The 21,577-nt window shown below is 44.9% G+C and carries 18 protein-coding genes, 2 tRNA genes and 3 rRNA genes; 9 read left to right on the top strand and 14 right to left on the bottom strand.

What is annotated here, in order from left to right:
* The first annotated feature begins 171 nt into the window (after window positions 1-171).
* From ubiG to ACMXYN_RS03465, 3 genes are read left to right on the top strand one after another with little or no spacing between them, the layout of a single operon-like run.
* Window positions 172-897, top strand: coding sequence for a bifunctional 2-polyprenyl-6-hydroxyphenol methylase/3-demethylubiquinol 3-O-methyltransferase UbiG (gene ubiG, locus ACMXYN_RS03475; RefSeq protein ID WP_415893509.1), 726 nt, complete (start codon window positions 172-174; stop codon window positions 895-897).
* Window positions 898-899: 2 nt separating this feature from the next.
* Window positions 900-1,580, top strand: a complete 681-nt coding sequence (locus tag ACMXYN_RS03470; protein WP_415893508.1) for an HAD family hydrolase — start codon at window positions 900-902, stop codon at window positions 1,578-1,580.
* Window positions 1,581-1,599: 19 nt separating this feature from the next.
* Window positions 1,600-2,340 (top strand): YciK family oxidoreductase, encoded by a 741-nt coding sequence (locus ACMXYN_RS03465; protein ID WP_415893507.1) that lies wholly within the window; start codon window positions 1,600-1,602, stop codon window positions 2,338-2,340.
* A 71-nt stretch (window positions 2,341-2,411) separates the two neighbouring features.
* On the opposite strand, the gene rluB is transcribed toward ACMXYN_RS03465, so the two are convergent.
* The 4 genes from rluB to ACMXYN_RS03445 all read right to left on the bottom strand — a co-directional run bounded on the left by rluB (window position 2,412) and on the right by ACMXYN_RS03445 (window position 5,376).
* Complete coding sequence (rluB, locus tag ACMXYN_RS03460; RefSeq protein ID WP_415893506.1) at window positions 2,412-3,242, bottom strand: 23S rRNA pseudouridine(2605) synthase RluB; 831 nt, start codon at window positions 3,240-3,242, stop codon at window positions 2,412-2,414.
* 115 nt (window positions 3,243-3,357) lie between these two features.
* Window positions 3,358-3,753, bottom strand: coding sequence for an H-NS family nucleoid-associated regulatory protein (locus ACMXYN_RS03455; protein ID WP_415893505.1), 396 nt, complete (start codon window positions 3,751-3,753; stop codon window positions 3,358-3,360).
* Between the two features lie 94 nt (window positions 3,754-3,847).
* Entirely contained in the window at window positions 3,848-4,468 is a 621-nt protein-coding gene (locus tag ACMXYN_RS03450; RefSeq protein ID WP_415893504.1) for an L-threonylcarbamoyladenylate synthase, read from the bottom strand.
* A gap of 71 nt (window positions 4,469-4,539) precedes the next feature.
* On the bottom strand, window positions 4,540-5,376 hold the full coding sequence (locus ACMXYN_RS03445) for a PHP domain-containing protein (protein WP_415893503.1): 837 nt from the start codon (window positions 5,374-5,376) through the stop codon (window positions 4,540-4,542).
* 72 nt (window positions 5,377-5,448) lie between these two features.
* Between ACMXYN_RS03445 and ACMXYN_RS03440 the strand changes: the two genes are divergently transcribed.
* From ACMXYN_RS03440 to dtd, 5 genes are all read left to right on the top strand, one after another.
* Entirely contained in the window at window positions 5,449-5,997 is a 549-nt protein-coding gene (locus tag ACMXYN_RS03440) for a septation protein A (RefSeq protein ID WP_415893502.1), read from the top strand.
* 11 nt (window positions 5,998-6,008) lie between these two features.
* Window positions 6,009-6,308, top strand: coding sequence for a YciI family protein (locus tag ACMXYN_RS03435; RefSeq protein ID WP_415893501.1), 300 nt, complete (start codon window positions 6,009-6,011; stop codon window positions 6,306-6,308).
* A 228-nt stretch (window positions 6,309-6,536) separates the two neighbouring features.
* A complete protein-coding gene (locus tag ACMXYN_RS03430; protein ID WP_415893500.1) occupies window positions 6,537-7,130 on the top strand; it encodes an OmpA family protein in 594 nt (197 codons plus the stop codon).
* 332 nt (window positions 7,131-7,462) lie between these two features.
* Window positions 7,463-8,413, top strand: a complete 951-nt coding sequence (gene pip, locus ACMXYN_RS03425; RefSeq protein WP_415893499.1) for a prolyl aminopeptidase — start codon at window positions 7,463-7,465, stop codon at window positions 8,411-8,413.
* A gap of 26 nt (window positions 8,414-8,439) precedes the next feature.
* Window positions 8,440-8,877, top strand: coding sequence for a D-aminoacyl-tRNA deacylase (gene dtd, locus ACMXYN_RS03420; protein ID WP_415893498.1), 438 nt, complete (start codon window positions 8,440-8,442; stop codon window positions 8,875-8,877).
* 14 nt (window positions 8,878-8,891) lie between these two features.
* Here dtd and ACMXYN_RS03415 read toward each other — a convergent pair whose 3' ends face one another.
* Window positions 8,892-9,575 carry a tRNA-uridine aminocarboxypropyltransferase gene (locus ACMXYN_RS03415; RefSeq protein WP_415893497.1) on the bottom strand — a complete coding sequence of 228 codons (684 nt, stop codon included), beginning with the start codon at window positions 9,573-9,575 and terminating at the stop codon, window positions 8,892-8,894.
* Entirely contained in the window at window positions 9,572-10,069 is a 498-nt protein-coding gene (locus ACMXYN_RS03410) for a hypothetical protein (protein WP_415893496.1), read from the bottom strand. The genes ACMXYN_RS03415 and ACMXYN_RS03410 overlap by 4 nt, the downstream gene beginning before the upstream one ends.
* 153 nt (window positions 10,070-10,222) lie before the next feature.
* On the opposite strand from ACMXYN_RS03410, the gene ACMXYN_RS03405 reads away from it, so the two are divergent.
* On the top strand, window positions 10,223-11,065 hold the full coding sequence (locus ACMXYN_RS03405) for an HDOD domain-containing protein (RefSeq protein WP_415893495.1): 843 nt from the start codon (window positions 10,223-10,225) through the stop codon (window positions 11,063-11,065).
* Between the two features lie 367 nt (window positions 11,066-11,432).
* Here the strand turns inward: ACMXYN_RS03405 and rrf are convergent.
* From rrf to ACMXYN_RS03365, 8 genes are all read right to left on the bottom strand, one after another.
* Window positions 11,433-11,548 (bottom strand): 5S ribosomal RNA (rrf, locus tag ACMXYN_RS03400).
* A gap of 142 nt (window positions 11,549-11,690) precedes the next feature.
* Window positions 11,691-14,577, bottom strand: a 23S ribosomal RNA gene (locus ACMXYN_RS03395).
* Between the two features lie 217 nt (window positions 14,578-14,794).
* A tRNA-Ala gene (locus ACMXYN_RS03390) sits at window positions 14,795-14,870 on the bottom strand.
* Window positions 14,871-14,893: 23 nt separating this feature from the next.
* Window positions 14,894-14,970, bottom strand: a tRNA-Ile gene (locus tag ACMXYN_RS03385).
* Between the two features lie 68 nt (window positions 14,971-15,038).
* Window positions 15,039-16,578 (bottom strand): 16S ribosomal RNA (locus tag ACMXYN_RS03380).
* The 16S, 23S and 5S rRNA genes sit together here with 2 tRNA genes alongside, the layout of an rRNA operon.
* A 604-nt stretch (window positions 16,579-17,182) precedes the next feature.
* On the bottom strand, window positions 17,183-17,608 hold the full coding sequence (locus ACMXYN_RS03375; protein ID WP_415893494.1) for a universal stress protein: 426 nt from the start codon (window positions 17,606-17,608) through the stop codon (window positions 17,183-17,185).
* 3 nt (window positions 17,609-17,611) lie between these two features.
* Window positions 17,612-20,146, bottom strand: coding sequence for a TRAP transporter permease (locus ACMXYN_RS03370; RefSeq protein WP_415894460.1), 2,535 nt, complete (start codon window positions 20,144-20,146; stop codon window positions 17,612-17,614).
* Window positions 20,147-20,308: 162 nt separating this feature from the next.
* Complete coding sequence (locus tag ACMXYN_RS03365; RefSeq protein WP_415893493.1) at window positions 20,309-21,289, bottom strand: TAXI family TRAP transporter solute-binding subunit; 981 nt, start codon at window positions 21,287-21,289, stop codon at window positions 20,309-20,311.
* Window positions 21,290-21,577 lie beyond the last annotated feature (288 nt).

Genomic DNA, 21,577 nt, shown 5'->3' with positions numbered 1-21,577 from the left:
AACGGAAGGTTTCCGCGGATATTTTTAACCGCGGGAGTATATCACATTTCCTACAAGGGAATCCTGAAAAAATAAGAGGTTATACAATTAAAGTTGGAGATGCGCGATCAACTGTTTTTCAACGCCTTAGCAATGGTAGAATGCCAACAAATACTTTGAAGCTAAAAGATCATGACTCAGCCAGAAAACAGCACTCAAGCAAACGTTGATCCAGTAGAAATCGCAAAGTTTGAAGAACTTGCCAGCAAATGGTGGGATAAAAACAGCGAATTCAAACCACTCCACGACATTAACCCGTTACGCGTTGGTTATATAGATCGCATTGCGCATCTGGCCGAGAAAAAAGTATTAGATGTCGGTTGTGGCGGCGGTATTTTATCCGAATCCATGGCTCAACGCGGCGCAACCGTAACAGGCATTGATATGGGCGCTGCTCCGCTAAAAGTCGCCAAACTACACGGCCTAGAAAGTGGCGTAAATGTCAGCTACAAACAGATCCCCGTTGAAGAGCTAGCGACTGAGCAGCCTGAATCTTTTGATGTTGTTACCTGCATGGAGATGCTAGAACACGTCCCTGACCCATCTTCTATCGTTCAAGCTTGCGCCAAACTTTGCAAACCGGGCGGCAAGGTCTTTTTCTCGACACTGAACCGCAATCCAAAGAGCTATCTATTCGCAATCCTTGGTGCCGAAAAAGTACTGAAACTAGTTCCTGAAGGCACTCATGATTTCAAAAAGTTTATTCGACCTTCTGAACTTGGCAACTGGATCCGTCAAAGCGGTCTAAAGAATATAGACATGTGTGGTATGACTTATAACCCACTGACGAAAACATACAGCCTTCATCCATCTGATGTCGATGTAAATTACATTATCGCTACCACCAAACCAGAATAATCATGGCCGACAAACCTGCTTCAGTTTTATTCGATTTAGATGGCACGCTAATAGATACCGCACCGGACTTTCACTGGGTCATAAACGCCCTACTAAAAGAAGAAGGCCGTGATGAAATAAGCTACGAATATCTTCGCTGTCACGTGTCTCATGGGGCCAGAGCGATGGTCGGGGCTGCCTTTAATCTAAAAGAAGGCGAAGCCGACTTTGACCGCCTACACCAGCGGATGCTGAATATCTACTTGGAACATCTTGATGTAGATAGCCAACTCTTTTTTGGTATGGCCGAATTCCTAACTTGGCTTGAAGAGCACAACATACCTTGGGGTGTTGTCACCAACAAACCAGAGCTCTACACCACACCCGTAATGCAAGGGCTACAACTGAGCGATTCAGCAAAAAGCGTCATTTGCCCAGACCACGTTAAAGACAAGAAACCAAACCCAGAAGCACTTTTCTTAGCCTGCAAAGAAATCGATTGCGACCCTGAAAGCAGCATCTACATTGGCGACCATATTAGGGATATCGAAGCAGGCAATCGCGCCGGCATGCTAACCATCGCAGCCGAGTACGGTTACATCGATCAAGGCGACGATCCTAAAAATTGGCAAGCCGATCACCAGATATCCAGTGCAACTGAGCTCAAGCCACTGCTACAATCTCTATACACCGCTTTACGTTAATGATTAGGAACAGATCACTATGTTTGAATACCAAGCCCCTGCAGACTTATTAAAGGATAAAGTTATTCTGGTGACTGGCGCTGGCTCAGGCATAGGCCGTACCGCAGCAATAACCTTTGCCGCTCACGGCGCAACCGTCATTCTTCTTGGCCGCACACTAGAAAAACTTGAAAATGTTTATGACGAGATTGAAGCCGCAGGTTATCCACAACCCGCGCTGGTTCCACTCAATCTAGAAAGTGCACAAGAACATGATTACATTGAGCTAACCAACACGCTCGATCAAGAATTCGGCCGAATCGATGGCATTCTTCACAATGCCAGCATCTTAGGCGTGCGGACACCGATTGAAAGCTACGACCCAGTAATTTGGCAGCAGGTGCTGCAAGTAAATCTAAATGCACCATTCATGCTAACCCAAACCCTCATGCCACTTTTACAACAGTCAGATGATGCATCGGTTGTTTTCACATCATCAAGCGTAGGACGTCAAAGCAAGGCATACTGGGGTGCTTATGCAGCATCTAAATTTGCGACCGAAGGCTTGATGCAGACACTAGCAGATGAGACCAGCGGCATTTGCAATATTCGCGCTAACTGCATCAATCCAGGTGCAACCAGAACACAAATGCGCTCCGATGCCTACCCAGCTGAGAACCCGCAATCAGTGACCGCACCGGAAGACATTATGCCGGCCTATCTTTATCTAATGGGCAAAGACAGCGCAACCGTCAACGGCCAATCGCTAGACGCTCAATAATTTAGTAGAAATAAAAGACAATAAAAAAGCAGCTTTAAGCTGCTTTTTTATTGTCTAAATTTACTTCGTAACTAGCTTCCTTCTTGACGACGCGCCTTCTGCTTCTTGTAACGACGCTCGTACTTCTGCTTTTCATCAGCCGTCATTCTTGCGCCACGCTTCGGCTTAAGCTCAAGCATTTTAGACAGAGAATTCACTTCTTTACCGGTCATCTCTTTCCATGTGCCCGACTTAACATCGCTAGGCAAGAAAATAGGCCCAAAGCGAACACGTTTTAGACGGTTAACTTGAATCTCTTGCGACTCCCACAAACGACGAACCTCTCGATTACGCCCTTCCATCACTACACAGTGGAACCACTTATTGGCACCTTCACCATCAAAGAACTGAACATCGGTAAAACGGGCCATGCCATCTTCTAACAGAACACCTTCTTTTAGGCGGGACAAAATGCCGTCATCAACATTACCCAAAACACGAACCGCATATTCACGATCAATTTGAGCAGACGGATGCATCAATGCATTTGCTAGTTCACCATCGGTAGTAAACAACAACAAACCGGATGTATTAATATCAAGTCGACCAATCGCAATCCAACGCCCCTCTTTTAAGGGCGGCAGATGCCTAAAGACTGTTGGCCTACCTTCTGGGTCATGACGTGTACAGATTTCACCCACGGGCTTATTATAAATAAGCACTCTACGCTCAGCCTGTTTATCAAATATCAACTGTACAGGCTGGCCATCAACTTCAGCTGTATCACCTTCAGAGATTCGATCTCCTAAGGTAGCAATTGAGCCATTTACTGAAACTCGACCTTCTTTAATCCAACGCTCCATCTCACGACGTGAGCCTATTCCGGAGCGCGCCAATACTTTATGTAACTTTTCGTCAGTCATACGACGCACCTACAAATATGCTAATTAAGACAACAGGCATTAATCAAAGTTAATACCTTTAAACAAAAAAGCCCTTTCATAAAAGAAAGGGCTTCTATAAAACCGTACTCTTATTTTAAATGAGACAGTCTTCTTTAGTAAATCCTTTATCGAAATAAGCCTGAAAAGCTAACGGGGTACGGCCACGACCAGACCACTCGTGAACTTCACCGTTATCATCTTCAATACGGTATTTAGGCTGCACCTTTTTCTTAGGTGTGCTTGCAGCTTCACCAATCATTCCCATTAGATCATTTAGATCTACACCTGCGTCCTGCATACTTTGGCGAATAGCTTCAATTTTTGCTGCTTTTTCCTGCTCAGCCGCCTCTAACGCCTCTTCTTCCGCGCGCTTATCTTCAGCAATCACAGTTAAATCAGAAATCACTTTTTCTAGTTCAGAAACAGATAATTCCTGGCATTGTTTGCGTAAAGAATTTTTACGCAGTAGAACTTTAAGAAAATCAGACATTTCAAAACCACCAAAATAAAAGTAAGTAAGCAATTATCTTTATAGTCGATAAATAATCAAGGAAAAATATTTTTAAAATTTAATTAAAAATAAATTAACTAAAATCACTTACATCGCCTGCACCTTGCCTAATTATTTCGGGTGCATCTTCAACTAAGTTAATTACGCTGGTTGCCTCCATGCCACAGTAGCCACCATCAATTACAAGATCCACCTGATGCTGCAATAACTCACGCATTTCATAGGGATCCATCAGTGGCATATCTTCGCCAGGCATAATTAATGAAGTACTCATTATAGGCTCACCCAGCGCCTCCGTTAGCGCTAAAGCAATTGCATTATCCGGAATTCTAATCCCTATCGTTCTTCTTTTTGGATGCAATAAACGTCTAGGCACTTCCGAAGTCGCCTTTAAAATAAAGGTAAAAGCACCTGGAGTATGAGATTTTAATAATCGATAACAGGTATTATCCACTTTAGCATAGGTACTGATTTCACTTAAATCTCGACACACCAAAGTGAAATTATGCTTATCACTTAATTGTCGAATCCTCTTAATACGCTCCAATGCGGTCTTATCACCAAGGTGACAACCTAATGCATAGGCACAATCTGTAGGATAGATAACCACGCCACCTTTATTAATTATTTCGACCGCTTGAGAGATCAAGCGTGCTTGCGGATTATCAGGATGTATTTGAAAAAACTGGCTCACTATCACACGCCTTATATAAAATTATTCTTATACAATCTATTATTTAATAAATAATCAAAAGCAACAAATGTTTAGTTCAATAACCTTTCGAGAACATGTCGCCCCTCAACCTTTATGGGAGGGTACTTACCTAAGTTAGTCCATCCTTGAGAAGGCGCGTGAAAATCGCTACCTGCTGAGAGCAATAAATTATTTTCCTTTGCAATTCTAAGCAGATGATAATGATGATCTGGTGTTACCCCAGGGTAAGAAACCTCTATTGCTTCTCCACCACAACCAACAAAGTCAGCAATAACTAAACGCAGTTTCGTAAAAGTCATCTTATACTTGGTTGGATGCGCCAAAACAGCAACACCTCCAGCAGCTTTGATCACACCCACTGTTTCATAAAGCTCTGGCCATGCCATTTTAACATCACCTTTTTTGCCAATGCCTAAATATTTCTTGAAAGCCTGCTGTTCATTTGCAACCGCGCCTTGTTCCCGTAGAGCTCTCGCAAAATGAGGGCGACCAATACTTCCCTGCCCTGCAAATTGTTTTGCTTGCTCAAAAACATCCGGCAAACCCATGGAAACTAATTGCTGAGCTATTTTTTTCGACCGCTCTATTCGAAGATCAGATAAATTAGCAAGATACGATTTTAAATCGTCAGAGTCTAAATCAACCCCTAATCCTACAATATGAATCACCCTTCCATTCCAAAGACAGGTTAATTCAGTACCTGTAATAATCTTAATTTCTGCAGGGTTTTCAGCCTGTAAAACTTTAACTCCAGCCACCGTGTCATGGTCCGTTAAAGCTAGAACATCAATATTATTGTTTTTTGCCAACTCTAGTAATTCTATAGGGGACAAGGCACCGTCCGACGCAGTAGAATGACAATGTAAATCGTAGTGTGGTAATTCCATATTTTTCACTCTATCTATAAAGAGCTATAACGTTCTTTGTATTTTACCTTAAACGGACTAATTTCAACGACTATGAAGCTGTTACTCGATTTTTTACCCATTATTATCTTTTTCATCGTCTATAAGGCAACAAACGACATCATTTTAGCCACCGCAATCCTAATACCAGCGACGCTGCTCCAAATGCTGTACACATGGATAAAAACGCACACAATTGAAAAGATGCAGCTAGTTACTCTGGTTTTAGTTGTTCTTTTAGGTGGTGCAACGGTTGCCTTCCAAGATAAAACCTTTATCCAGTGGAAACCCACTGTTGTTAACTGGTTATTTGGCTTAGCCTTTTTAGTCAGCCAATTTATCGGTCAAAAAACGATTGTTGAACGCCTTATGGGGAGCAACATATCCCTCCCCGCATTCGCGTGGAAAAACCTTAATATTGCCTGGGTGATATTTTTCGTGCTGATGGGCATCATTAATCTCTTTGTAGCCTACAGTTTTAGCGAAGAGATCTGGGTTAACTTTAAATTATTCGGCATGCTTGGTCTGACCCTTGTCTTTATTATTGCTCAAGGCTTCTACCTATCACGCCATATTGAAAATACCGAAAATAACGATCAGTAGCAGGAGACCTTATGTTTTACGCTATTATTTCCGAAGATGTTGAGAACAGCCTAGAAAAAAGACTGGCAGCCCGCCCAGACCACCTAGCGAGACTAAATCAACTTAACGAAGAAGGCCGCTTACTTATAGCTGGCCCACACCCTGCCATTGATAGTGAAGACCCAGGCGAAGCTGGTTTTAGCGGCAGTTTGGTTGTTGCAGAGTTCAATTCGTTGGAAGAAGCGCAAGCTTGGGCTGACAAAGATCCTTATATAGATGCAGGCGTATATGCCAAAGTGGTAGTAAAACCCTATAAAAAAGTATTACCATAACAACAGAATATAGAGAAAATCTGCAACTAAAGTGCACAGTTTGCATTCAAAAATAGATAACTATCTATATCAGCCAGTCAAAATAGCGGCTTTTATCCGACAATAGTCAAAAGATAGTACAAAATATTGGAATGTTTATACTATGTTCAGCTTAGAAGAGTTGTAATAAGCAGATTATTTCTTACAATTCTAAGATACAGAACCCCAATCGTATTTAAGGACAGCAAAATGAAAAAATTCGCAATCGCTTCAGGCCTAGTTATGGCTATGGGCCTAGCTACTGGTGCACAAGCACACCCAGACAACGCTGGTTACTGGGACGAAACTCCAAACGCTACAGTTTGGAAAACTGGTTCAGGTGGCTGCTGGCGTCACGGCTTCTGGGAAGAAGCTAATGCTATCGAAGGTTGTGAAGGCTACAAGGCTCCAGCTGCTCCTGCTCCGGCACCAGCTCCAGCACCAGCTCCGATGGCTACTGTTGAGAAGCACATCGTATACTTCGACTTCGATAGCTCTAACGCTGGCGATGTAAGCGATATTTCTAGCTACATCAACTCTCTTAAGTCTGTAACTAGCGTAAACCTAGTTGGTCACGCTGACCGAATTGGTGCGAGCGCATACAACGACGCTCTATCTATGAAGCGTGTAAACGCAGTTTCTGAAGCTCTACAAGCTGGCGGCGTAAACGGCTCTGTAATCAGCACTGGTTACATGGGTGAAAACGCTCCTGCTAAATCTTGCGATGGCCAGCGCGGCGCTAACCTAATCGACTGCCTACGCGCTAACCGTCGTGTAGAAGTTGAGATTTCTGGTACTAAGTAATTTATTACAACTCTCTCGTACTAAAATTCGCAGAGAGTAGCTTTCCAAAGCCATCACCTTACCAGTGATGGCTTTTCTATTTCTCAGATTCACCCAACACAAAATAAGGATCTGGGATCATACTAGATGCTAATTCCAAACCAACTGCTTTAGACCAATTGCGTTGTTTCCTAATAATACGTTACGTTAATACTTAATTACCCTCACCACTTTAAAAGCAACCTAACAAACCTTTTTTGCACACATCCTATTTGTTTAATATCCACACCATAGATCTAAAACCACTAGCTCACTATACTTGTTAAATCAGATCAAAACTGGCCGGAGGCTATATGCGTATCCCCTACCCTGAAATACATCCCTATAACGAATTTCAGCTAGAGGTCTCTGATACACATAACATTTACGTAGAGGAAAGTGGCAACCCTCAAGGGATACCAGCGCTATTTATTCACGGAGGTCCAGGCGGCGGCACTGCCCCAGCACATCGCAGTTTTTTTGACCCCGAGAAATATCGAATTATTCTGTTTGACCAACGAGGCTGCGGAAAATCCACACCTCATTCAGATCTTACAGATAACACCACCACTGATCTGATAGAAGATATGGAAGCCATCAGAAAACATCTGAATGTAGATAAATGGTTACTATTCGGTGGTTCCTGGGGTTCTACCCTCAGCCTTCTCTACGCTCAAGCTTATCCAGACCGCGTGTCCGGCATGATCCTTAGAGGCATTTTCCTCTGTCGGGATCAGGATATTCAGTGGTTTTATCAACGTGGTGCGAGTGCAATTTTCCCCGACTATTGGAAAGAATACGAACAGGTGATTCCGAGCACGGAGCGTGGCGACATGCTTAGAGCCTACTATAAGCGCTTAACCTCAACTAATGAGATCGCTCGCATGTCTGCAGCAAAAGCGTGGTCTATTTGGGAAGGCCGATGCTCCACTCTAGATCCAAACAACGATATAGTTGATCATTTTGCAGACCCTCACGTAGCCCTTGCCATGGCAAGAATAGAAGCGCATTTCTTTATAAATAAAGCCTTTATCGAACCTAACCAAATCATTGATAATTGTGCACAAATTTCAGAAATCAAAACAGTGATCGTACATGGCCGCTACGATATGGTTTGTCCAATAGAACAAGCTCAAGCTCTATATGACGCTTTACCAGAATCAGAGTTTCACATCGTACGAGATGCAGGCCACTCAGCGTTTGAGCCAGGTATTACTGACAATCTAATTCGTGCAACAGATAACTTCGCCATCTCATTAGCATAGACATACGGACACAAGAAAAACAGGATATGAAAGCACTAATCCAACGAGTCAAATCTGCAAGCGTCGAAGTTAATACTGAAACCGTAGGCAAGATCAACCAAGGCATTCTATTACTTCTTGGTGTAGAGAAAGACGACACCGAAGCAGATGCCAACAAACTACTTAAGAAAATACTTGGCTATCGCATCTTTGCTGATGCAGAAGGAAAAATGAATCTCAACCTACAACAGATCAATGGTGGATTGCTTGTTGTCTCGCAATTCACAATTGTTGCAGACACTAAAAAAGGTTTACGACCAAGTTTCTCTTCAGGCGCTTCACCAGAGCATGGTGAAAAACTTTATAAATACTTTGTACAGCAAGCCGAGCTACAGCACACAGAGGTTGAAACCGGTATTTTTGCTGCTGACATGGCCGTCTCGTTGACAAATGATGGACCAGTTACCTTTTGGCTGGAAAGCTAAATGTACAGGGCCTATCAAACCTCAGATGAGAGCTGATAGGTCTTTAATCGCTTCTTCTCTTCTGCCTGATCATCAAGCGGTCGATTTAATCTCGCCGCCCGATAATGGTTATTAAAGACTGAAAAATAATCTGACATTATTTCAGCCCCTTTTTGATCCCCGGTAAGCTTTAACATTTCCGCAGCTACTTCAGCCGTACACAATTGACCAGCAACAGGAGCCTTTCTCAACTTATATTGAGAGGTAGACGTTACTTGAGGCTGGATAACAGGAAGGTGATCTAAATAACGGCTATGCCTGAACATACGCCTAGCTTGACGCCAAGTCCCATCAAGGATGATGAAAACCGGCTTTTTCCCAGGCTTGAGCTCAAAACCTACCATCCTATCCTGATAATCATCACCCTCAGGAAAAACAATATAAGGATCTATATCATCGTCATTTAGCGCTTGAAGCAAGTCCTGACTAGGCTCTGTCCTTGACCATTTAAATCGCTGCGTGCCTGCAATACAGTCCTCAATTAGACGACCCGTATTCGTTGGCTTGAATGTTTCATCATGGTGCATTAGCAAATAAAAACTCGCTAAAGCATCGTACTGAAGTTTGTAATCACAAATACAAGCGCGAATAGACAATTGGCACGACTCACAACGCTCGGTTTTAGACCCGCGCGCAATGAAAGGTTTGGATTCAATCATTGTAATGTTTGAGGTTGATTAGAAGATTGGAATAGCTCCGCAGCAACACCCCAATCTAAACCGACGGCACCACGATGTAAGAGATGAAATATCTGATGAAGCTCTTGATAACTTAGAACACTGGCCGCGATAGGTTCGTCACCACCAGAAAAGAATAAAAGCTTATATTGCCCTTCATGGTGACTAATATCTAAACGACTTAGTAATAGCGCACTTTCAGCTGTAACTTGAGCGCTTTCACGCTGAACCTGAAGAGCTTGTTGAGCATCCTCATGATGGAACTGAGCCATATGCATCTTTTGTTGAACTGGGGCGTCAGCTATTTCAGTAACCGTCTTTTCTAGTAAGCCTTGAACAGCATCAAGCAAACGCAGAACTAATTTACGAGTGAGCCAAAAATCAATTCTCTGCTGACCGTTACTCAAATTGCCTACCAGAAGAATGCGATCTTCGAGTTGATCATAGTTAAAAGTAAAAGCAGCAATATTTAACATCTAATGCCTCATCTAGCTGGAGAAACTAAAAGTAATCACAAAGTATGTTAGCCAGATCATTAGTCTAAGCTAAGCTTTTGAATACAATTAAAAATTGTCAGCTATCATTGAATAAAGTAACTTGTATTTTAACAACTAATTGAGAAAGACTGTATGCCTCCTGTTTCTGAACAATCAACAAGCTATCTGATCCCTGCTCGTCCAGAGGTACTTATCAGTATTACTGAGGCCCTAAGACAGTCTGACCCTGATATCAAAGGAATATGTAATTTAATCAAGCAGGACGTAGCATTATATAGCTCAGTTATCGCTACTGTTAACTCATCATATTTTGGAATACGGACAGAAATAACATCCATTGAACGTGCAGTTGCACTTTTAGGTATTAAGCGTGTATTTAATATCGTGCAACTAGCGGCATTAAAAAACAGCCTCTCAGCAGTAGGACCAATGGAGAGGTTCTGGGATACAGCAACAGAAGTGGCTCGAATTACCGCCGCTTTAGCAAACCAGTTTACCAACCTAGATCCTGACGAAACCTACACACTCGGCATGCTGCACGACAGTGGTATTCCTCTATTAATGCAGGCTAAGCCAGAATTTAAAGATAGACTCAGAGAACTGAATGGAGCCAGTCTCACGGAGATAAATGAGCAAGAACTCGCCCTGTATGGCGTTAGTCACTATCAGCTAAGTGCCGAGTTAGCCAGAAAATGGAATATTGGCGAATCAACAGCTGAGGCCATTGCCCGACAGCCATATTACGAGAAGACTTTCCAAGAACCCGCTGATGAAAAAGAAGCCATGCGCTTAAAACTGTGCATGCTACTTTTAGCACGAGACATCAGTGATGCGTATAGACACTTTTGGCGAATTCCGGATCCTAAAGAAGAAGCGATCAAGATTATGCCGGTCTTGAACTTCCTTGGAATCAGCGACTTTGACTACGCCGACCTCAAAGAAGACATAGTCAGCACACTTAGTCTGCAGCAATAAAGGACAGCATTCAGTTAAGTATTAGGATTTATCCAAACAACTCATCCTTACTCATTTATCTATTTTTATCCGTTTCAAGCAGTTCCTATCTGCCCTTAACCGTATTTTATAACCCACAACGAAAAAACCCCGATCACAGTGTGACCGGGGCTTTCTCTTAATTAAATGCTTGGCGATGACCTACAATAAGTTGAAAGCTACGCTCTGCGTGCCCTTTGGGTATCCACTCGCTTCGCGACGCCTTTGGCGCTTCAACCTGGCACCTACGGTGCATAGGTTGTCACATGCCCATGTTCGAGTAGGCATCATAACAATCAAGCATAAAAAAAGGCCCATCCAATGGATGAGCCTTCTTTTAGAATTAAATGCTTGGCGATGACCTACTCTCACATGGGGAAGCCCCACACTACCATCGGCGATGTTGCGTTTCACGTCTGAGTTCGGGATGGATTCAGGTGGTTCCACAACTCTATGGTCGCCAAGCAAAACTGTTACAACTTAGATCTGATTCTTCTTTTATTTGATCTAGATAAGCTTTCGACTGTAGCTCAACTACGCGCTAATTCGTTACTCTCTATCGTCTTACATATCTTACAAGTCACTTGCCAAACGCCTTGGGCGTTATATGGTCAAGCCTCACGGGCAATTAGTATTGGTTAGCTCAACGCCTCACAGCGCTTCCACACCCAACCTATCAACGTCGTAGTCTTCAACGGCCCTTTAGGGGAATCAAGTTCCCAGTGAGATCTCATCTTGAAGGAGGCTTCCCGCTTAGATGCTTTCAGCGGTTATCCCGTCCGAACGTAGCTACCCGGCAATGCAATTGGCATCACAACCGGTACACCAGAGGTTCGTTCACTCCGGTCCTCTCGTACTAGGAGCAACTCTTCTCAAATCTCAAACGCCCACGGCAGATAGGGACCGAACTGTCTCACGACGTTCTAAACCCAGCTCGCGTACCACTTTAAATGGCGAACAGCCATACCCTTGGGACCGGCTTCAGCCCCAGGATGTGATGAGCCGACATCGAGGTGCCAAACACCGCCGTCGATGTGAACTCTTGGGCGGTATCAGCCTGTTATCCCCGGAGTACCTTTTATCCGTTGAGCGATGGCCCTTCCATACAGAACCACCGGATCACTAGAACCTACTTTCGTACCTGCTCGACGTGTCTGTCTCGCAGTCAAGCACCCTTCTACTCTTGCGCTCATTGCATGATTTCCGACCATGCTGAGGGTACCTTCGTGCTCCTCCGTTACTCTTTGGGAGGAGACCGCCCCAGTCAAACTACCCACCACACAATGTCCCCGATCCCGCTTAGGGAACTGGGTTAGAACCTCAACATTACCAGGCTGGTATTTCAAAGGTGGCTCCACCCTATCTGGCGACAGGGTTTCAAAGCCTCCCAGCTATTCTACACAAGTAATGTCAAAGTCCACTGTGAAGCTGTAGTAAAGGTTCACGGGGTCTTTCCGTCTAGCCGCGGGTAAACTGCATCTTAACAGCTATTTCAATTTCACTGAGTCTCGGGTGGAGACAGTGTGGCCATCGTTACGCCATTCGTGCAGGTCGGAACTTACCCGACAAGGAATTTCGCTACCTTAGGACCGTTATAGTTACGGCCGCCGTTTACCGGGGCTTCGATCAAGAGCTTCGCGCAAGCGCTAACCCCATCAATTAACCTTCCGGCACCGGGCAGGCGTCACACCCTATACGTCCTCTTTCGAGTTTGCAGAGTGCTATGTTTTTAATAAACAGTCGCAGCCACCTGGTATCTTCGACCGGCCTCAGCTTAGGGAGCAAGTCCCATCACCAAAACCGGCGCACCTTCTCCCGAAGTTACGGTGCCATTTTGCCTAGTTCCTTCACCCGAGTTTTCTCATACGCCTTAGTATTCTCTACCTGACCACCTGTGTCGGTTTAGGGTACGGTTAGTCATAACCTGAAGCTTAGAGGATTTTCCTGGAAGCATGGCATCAACTACTTCAGTCCATAAAGGACCTCGTCATCGATTCTCGGTCTTAAAAGAGCCCGGATTTACCTAAGCTCTAAACCTACTATCTTAAACGCGGACAACCAACGCCGCGCTAGCCTAGCCTTCTCCGTCCCCCCATCGCAGTTATGAGCAGTACAGGAATATTAACCTGTTTCCCATCGGATACGCTCTTCAGCCTCTCCTTAGGGGCCGACTCACCCTACCTCGAATAGCGTTGGATAGGAACCCTTGGTCTTCCGGCGGGGAGGGTTTTCACCTCCCTTATCGTTACTCATGTCAGCATTCGCACTTCTGATACCTCCACGGTGCCTTACAGCTTCCGCTTCAACAGCTTACAGAACGCTCCTCTACCATGCACAAAGTGCATCCGTAGCTTCGGTGTTATGCTTAGCCCCGTTATATCTTCCGCGCGGGCCGACTCGACTAGTGAGCTATTACGCTTTCTTTAAAGGGTGGCTGCTTCTAAGCCAACCTCCTAGCTGTCTAAGCCTTCCCACATCGTTTCCCACTTAGCATAAACTTTGGGACCTTAGCTGACGGTCTGGGTTGTTTCCCTTTCCACGACGGACGTTAGCACCCGCCGTGTGTCTCCCGTGATTGAACTCATGGGTATTCGGAGTTTGCATCGGGTTGGTAAGTCGGGATGACCCCCTAGCCGAAACAGTGCTCTACCCCCATGGTTAGACACGAGGCACTACCTAAATAGTTTTCGAGGAGAACCAGCTATCTCCGAGTTTGATTAGCCTTTCACTCCTATCCACAAGTCATCCGCTGGCTTTTCAACGACAGTCGGTTCGGTCCTCCAATGCATGTTACTGCATCTTCAACCTGCCCATGGATAGATCACTCGGTTTCGGGTCTACTCCTAGCGACTGGACGCCCTATTAAGACTCGGTTTCCCTACGGCTCCGCAAATGCTTAACCTTGCCACTAAAAGTAAGTCGCTGACCCATTATACAAAAGGTACGCAGTCACCGTCCGAAAACGGCTCCCACTGCTTGTACGTACACGGTTTCAGGGTCTATTTCACTCCCCTCACAGGGGTTCTTTTCGCCTTTCCCTCACGGTACTGGTTCACTATCGGTCAGTCAGGAGTATTTAGCCTTGGAGGATGGTCCCCCCATATTCAGACAGCGTTTCACGTGTGCCGTCCTACTCGATTTCACTTTAAAAGACCTTTCACATACGGGGCTATCACCCACTATGGCCACACTTTCCAGAGTGTTCTGTTAAATCTAATAAAGCTTAAGGGCTAGTCCCCGTTCGCTCGCCGCTACTTAGGGAATCTCGGTTGATTTCTTTTCCTCTGGGTACTTAGATGTTTCAGTTCCCCAGGTTCGCCTCTAATAACCTATGTATTCAGTTAAAAGATACCTATAAATAGGTGGGTTTCCCCATTCGGAAATGTCCGGATCAAAGGTTGTTTACCACCTCCCCGAACCTTATCGCAGGTTACAACGTCCTTCATCGCCTCTGACTGCCAAGGCATCCACCGTGCACGCTTAGTCACTTGACCATATAACCCGAAGGCGTCTGGAATCACAGTAACTTGTATTGCTAGTAACGATAGATTTCGCCGAATTGGCGCATGCAGTAAAACTACATGTCTTAAATCTAAATCAAATGAATCAAATCCAAATTGTTAAAGAGCGTTTAAAGCAAAAAAGCTTTAAAAGATAATGTCAAAACCGACAATATGTTTTAAAACTCTTCCTTCTCATCCCGAAGGATGATGGTGGAGCTATGCGGGATCGAACCGCAGACCTCCTGCGTGCAAAGCAGGCGCTCTCCCAGCTGAGCTATAGCCCCAAAGAAAACAGTAAGGCTATTATTGGTAGGCCTGAGTGGACTTGAACCACCGACCTCACCCTTATCAGGGGTGCGCTCTAACCAGCTGAGCTACAAGCCTACACCGTTGCTCTTAACTTCTCTGATCAGATAATTCGTGTGAACGCTTGCCGAGAATCGGCTTTCGTTTAAGGAGGTGATCCAGCCCCAGGTTCCCCTAGGGCTACCTTGTTACGACTTCACCCCAGTCATGAACCACACCGTGGTAACCGCCCTCCCGAAGGTTAAGCTAGCTACTTCTGGTGCAATCCACTCCCATGGTGTGACGGGCGGTGTGTACAAGGCCCGGGAACGTATTCACCGCGACATTCTGATTCGCGATTACTAGCGATTCCGACTTCATGGAGTCGAGTTGCAGACTCCAATCCGGACTACGACCGGTTTTCTGAGATTAGCTTACCCTCGCAGGTTCGCGGCCCTCTGTACCGGCCATTGTAGCACGTGTGTAGCCCAACTCGTAAGGGCCATGATGACTTGACGTCGTCCCCACCTTCCTCCGGTTTGTCACCGGCAGTCTCCTTAGAGTTCCCACCCGAAGTGCTGGCAAATAAGGACAAGGGTTGCGCTCGTTACGGGACTTAACCCAACATTTCACAACACGAGCTGACGACAGCCATGCAGCACCTGTCTCAGAGTTCCCGAAGGCACGAAACTATCTCTAGTAACTTCTCTGGATGTCAAGAGTTGGTAAGGTTCTTCGCGTTGCGTCGAATTAAACCACATGCTCCACCGCTTGTGCGGGCCCCCGTCAATTCATTTGAGTTTTAACCTTGCGGCCGTACTCCCCAGGCGGTCTACTTATCGCGTTAGCTGCGCCACTAAAAGATCAAGTCTCCCAACGGCTAGTAGACATCGTTTACGGCGTGGACTACCAGGGTATCTAATCCTGTTTGCTCCCCACGCTTTCGCACCTCAGTGTCAATATCGGTCCAGGTAGTCGCCTTCGCCACTGGTGTTCCTTCCTATATCTACGCATTTCACCGCTACACAGGAAATTCCACTACCCTCTACCGTATTCTAGATTGGCAGTATCAGGTGCAGTTCCAAGGTTGAGCCCTGGGCTTTCACATCTGACTGACCAATCCACCTACGCGCGCTTTACGCCCAGTAATTCCGATTAACGCTCGCACCCTCCGTATTACCGCGGCTGCTGGCACGGAGTTAGCCGGTGCTTCTTCTGCAGTTAACGTCACAGTTGCAAGGTATTAACTTACAACCTTTCCTCACTGCTGAAAGTGCTTTACAACCCTAGGGCCTTCTTCACACACGCGGCATGGCTGCATCAGGCTTGCGCCCATTGTGCAATATTCCCCACTGCTGCCTCCCGTAGGAGTCTGGACCGTGTCTCAGTTCCAGTGTGGCTGATCATCCTCTCAGACCAGCTAGAGATCGTCGCCTTGGTGAGCCATTACCTCACCAACTAGCTAATCTCACGCAGGCTCATCCAATAGTGCAAGGTCCGAAGATCCCCTGCTTTCCCCCGTAGGGCGTATGCGGTATTAGACCAAATTTCTCTGGCTTATCCCCCGCTACTGGGTAGATTCCTACGCGTTACTCACCCGTCCGCCACTCGTCATCAACTAGCAAGCTAGTCATGTTACCGTTCGACTTGCATGTGTTAGGCCTGCCGCCAGCGTTCAATCTGAGCCATGATCAAACTCTTCAGTTTAAATCATTGTTGTTACCAGGAATGTGGTAACGGGCTCTAGTACTAAACAACCGGATAACATTCTTAAGAACGTTAAACCTTTGTAAATCGCTTTAAATGAATTCACTTGGTTGCTTGTCTAGAAAAAGTTTGCTTCTTCTCAACAAGCGCCCACACGAATTATCTGATCAAATTGTTAAAGAGCGTTGCTTTTTTGACTCTCCGCTGACTCAGCGTTTCGTCTCAAGCGAGGCGCATATTCTACTGTGCGCTCATTCAAAGTCAACCGTTTATTTTGCAATTTTGTAAAATTTTTTACTCAGCAACCGGACTTTGAATCCTGCTCCGTAAGCAATCTGAAAAACCAATGTTTTCAATCACTTACTAAGCACCTCGCTTAGCTCAATCAGCCCCGTTTTGGCGGCCTCCCTAAGCAAGGACGGCGAATTCTACAGACATCTGAAAAAGGGTCAACACCCAATCTTAAAAAAAGCGAAAAAAGTTGAAAAAAACTTACAAAACACCATAAATCGATCAAGGGTTGATCAGTAGCGTTTAAATAGTAGCCAACAGATACAAAAAAGGCGCTGAGTTTTACCTCAACGCCTTTTACTTAGACCTTAATTTAGTCTTTTAATACTAGGACAGAGCATTTTGCTCGCTCCGTTACCTTTGCAGTAACAGAACCCAGCATCACCTTTTCAACAGTTCCGTGCTTTTGCGCACTCATGATAATTAGATCTGCCCCTATTTCTTTAGCACGCCTAACAATCTCTTTGTGCGCTTTACCCTCTCTAACATCAACTTCAAAGCCTCTATTATCTAAAGCTTTTGCACCGATCGTTTGCAGCTCTTTACGCATAGCCTCCAATGCCTTCTCAACTGCACCTTTAGGAAAGTATGACGCCACCATTGGCATTTGATAGCCTGATAGAATAGTCATCAAATGAAGCTCGACACTTTCATCTATGTATTCTTTTACAGTCTGCAACGTTTGCTCAACAGCTTTCCCGTCTTGAAGGTCTAGTGGTACCAATATTTTTTTAAACATTGTTTAGCAACCCTGTTCTGCCTTACGGCGTCTGTTTTGCATCCATCCCATTGCTATTAGTAGTAGCAACACTGGAATCCACACTAGCTGTTTCGGTGGTCGATCGGCCTCTACCTCAAGTGTTTTGATCTCCCAATCGAAATCCAAGCCTACTTTCTGAGCATCTGAATCAAAGGTAACGAGGTCGACAATTACACGCTCACCCTCTTCCCTTAACATTAGTCCTGCAGCTTCGATTTTCTCAGCGCCTGTACCTTCATTGGCTAGCGGCAACTCAACCGTTTTATTCACAAAATCACCATCAATAGTTTCACCCGCCACAATCATTCTTAACGGTCTACCATTCGGCATATCTTCTGCGACTTGCTCTAGCTTGGTTGGGGATACTTGCTCAATAGCAGGATAAATTTCATCCCATATTGCTCCTGGCCTGAACATCAAGAACGCGATAGCCAATAACAGAACGGTTTCATACCAACGAGTTTTCACTATCCAGTATCCTTGTGTCGCCGCTGCAAACACTAACATTGCCACCAATGCGCCAAAGATAGTAAGCAGAAGGTGCATTGGCCCTTCGATACCTATCAATATCAATTCAGTATTGAAGATAAACATAAACGGCAATACCGCTGTACGAATATCATAGGTAAAACCTTGAACACCCGTCTTAATAGGGTCTGATTGCGCTATCGCGGCACCTGCAAACGCCGCTAAGCCAACAGGTGGTGTATCATCCGCGAGAATACCAAAGTAAAATACAAATAAATGAACAGCAATTAAGGGCACGATCAAGCCATTTTCAGCACCAAGCGTCACTATAACTGGAGCCATTAACGATGACACTACGATGTAGTTTGCTGTAGTTGGTAAACCCATACCTAATATCAAACTGATAATCGCAGTAAACAACAGCATCAAAAAGATACTACCGCCTGAGATAAACTCCACAAACTCAGTCATCATTTGCCCTAGACCTGTCAAAGTGACTGTACCTACGACAATACCCGCTGCAGCAGTTGCCACACCAATACCAATCATATTTCTTGCGCCGCCAACAAGACCATTCAATAGATCTTCGACGCCATGCACTATCTGGCTACTCCAAGCGATAGGCTCTCTGAAATAGGTTTTGATTGGCTTATGGGTTAACACAATGAAGATCATAAACACCGTTGCCCAGAAAGCAGACAAACCTGGCGAAAATCGTTCAACCGTTAAACACCAAACCAGCACAACAACGGGTAGGAGATAGTACAAACCTGATTTAACTGTAGGCCCTACTTCTGGCAGCATTACAACTTCAGAATTCGGATCGTCCATATGCAGATCAGGAAACTTAGCCGCATATCGTACAAGCCCAATATATGCTATAAGAATCACAAGACCAGCAATTAGATATGACCAATTCCCCATGTAACTCTTAGTCCAACCTAATCCGTGATACACGGTCAATGATATGACACATACACCCACGATAATCATTGCCCACACTGACAGCTTTTGTGCCAACGTGGCATGATTTCGAGTCGGTAAGCCTTTCATTCCAGCCTTTACCGCTTCTAAATGAACAATGTAGATCAAAGCGATATAAGAAATCAGCGCGGGTAGGATTGCATGCTGAATTACTTCGATATAAGAAATACCAACAAACTCCACCATCAAGAATGCTGCCGCACCCATAATTGGCGGTGTTAACTGACCATTGGTTGAAGCAGCAACCTCAACCGCACCTGCTTTATACCCTGGAAAACCTACACGCTTCATCAGCGGGATAGTAAAAGTACCTGTAGTTACTACATTGGCTATAGATGAGCCTGAGACCAACCCACTCAAGCCGGAGGAAACAACAGCAGCTTTCGCAGGACCGCCGCGCATATGCCCTAATAGTGAAAAGGACACTTGGGTGAAATAATTGCCAGCGCCCGCTTTATCCAGCAAAGCACCAAATAAAACAAACAGAAACACAAAGCCTGTCGATACCCCAAGCGCAACCCCAAATACACCTTCGGAGGTTAGCCATTGATGCGACATAGCCTTATTTAAACTTGCACCTTTATGCGAAATAACATCCGGCATATAAGGTCCAGCAAAGGTATACAGCATGAAGATGCCAGCCACGACCATCAATGGTGGCCCTAACGCCCTTCTTGTCGCCTCCAACAACAAAATCATACCGCTGACGGCAACAACAATATCCATTGTTATTGGTGCACCCGCCCGTCCAGCTAGCTCTGCGTGAAAAATGACTAAGTAACTTGCGGCAAACGCTGCCACTCCAGCAAAAATCCAATCATGCCATGGCACAACCGATCTAGAAGATCGTTTAAATGCTGGAAATGCGGTATATGCCAAAAAGACTGCAAAGCTAAGATGAATGGCTCGAGCCTGAGTATCATTGAATACACCAAAATCGAGCATAAAAGGTAGAGGCGAAGCATACCAAAGCTGAAAAAGAGCCCAGCAAAGCGCTACACCCCATAGCAATTTACCAGGAAGCCCTTCTGGAGCACGCGCCCCAGAATCTGCCTGAGCAACCATCTCCTGTACTTCTTGGGAAATGCTAGCCGAAGAACTGTTCTGATTATCCGTCACACAATCACCGTTTTAAACAGCTTATAATAGTTTTGTAGAGCCAAGCCTGAGCTAAAGCCGTAAAGCAAAACGGGGACATTAAGTCCCCGTTGCCTATCAAGCCAACTCTTATAGAAGACCTGCTTCTTTGTAGTACTTAATTGCACCAGGATGCAGAGGCGCAGACAAACCATCTTTAACCATCTGCTCTTTCTTCAGGTTAGCAAAAGCTGGATGTAGCTTGCGGAAAGTATCGAAGTTTTCAAAGACAGCCTTAACTACCTCGTAAACCACTTTTTCAGGCACTTTTGCGGAAGATACAAACGTTGCACCAACACCGAACGTTTGAGTATCAGCATCATTACCGCGATACATCCCTGCTGGAACAGTTGCTGTACGATAGTAACTGTTATCGCTGATCAGTTTTTGAACTGCTGCACCATCAACATTTACAAGCGTACTGTCACAAGAAGTTGTCGCTTCTTTGATTGCACCACTTGGATGTCCTACTACATAAACCATGGCATCGATTTTATTGTCACAAAGAGCACTAGCTTGCTCAGACGCTTTAAGCTCAGACGTTAAAGCGAAATCATCCATCGTCCAGCCTTTAGCTTCCATCAGCACTTCGATAGTACCGCGCTGACCAGAACCTGGGTTACCGATATTTACACGCTTACCTTTAAGGTCATCAAAGTTTTTGATACCAGAATCAGCACGAGCGACAACAGTGAAAGGCTCAGGGTGTACAGAGAAAACTGCGCGTAGATCTTTGTTAGCACCAGTATCTTTAAATTTGCTAGTGCCATTATAAGCATGGAACTGCCAATCAGACTGAGCTACACCCATATCCAATTCGCCAGCGCGGATAGTATTCAGGTTGTAAACAGAACCGCCTGTAGACTCCACAGAGCAGCGGATACCGTGATCTTTACGGTTTTTATTCACCAATCGGCAAATTGAACCACCTGTAGGGTAATAAACGCCGGTTACCCCGCCTGTACCGATAGTGATAAATTCTTGTGCTGATGCTGCAGTCGAACCGCCCATGGCAGCCAAACCAACACCCATCGCTAACAAACTAGAGGTAACCGTCTTACGAAATACCATAACAAACTCCATCTATTATATTTTTATAATTCGAGCTTTGCTTCGAGCTCTTTTTTAAACCCATCTCTCTTGATACTAGTATCACCACTCGCATGTTTCAAAAAAACAGAGACGGTAAAACAACAAACCAAGTAAAGGCTGATGATAGATAACATGCCTAGGAACACTTCATCAATACGAACTAATACTTAGAGACAACTTCAACTGATTATTCTGTTAGACCAATAGAAAAAAGTGGATATCCCTTCAATCACATAGATAGACCACTCATCTTTGATAAAAAAATCA

It is taken from the genome of Neptuniibacter sp. PT8_73, from assembly GCF_047778045.1.
GTDB lineage: Bacteria > Pseudomonadota > Gammaproteobacteria > Pseudomonadales > Balneatricaceae > Neptuniibacter.
This window is presented reverse-complemented; position numbering and strand designations above follow the sequence as displayed.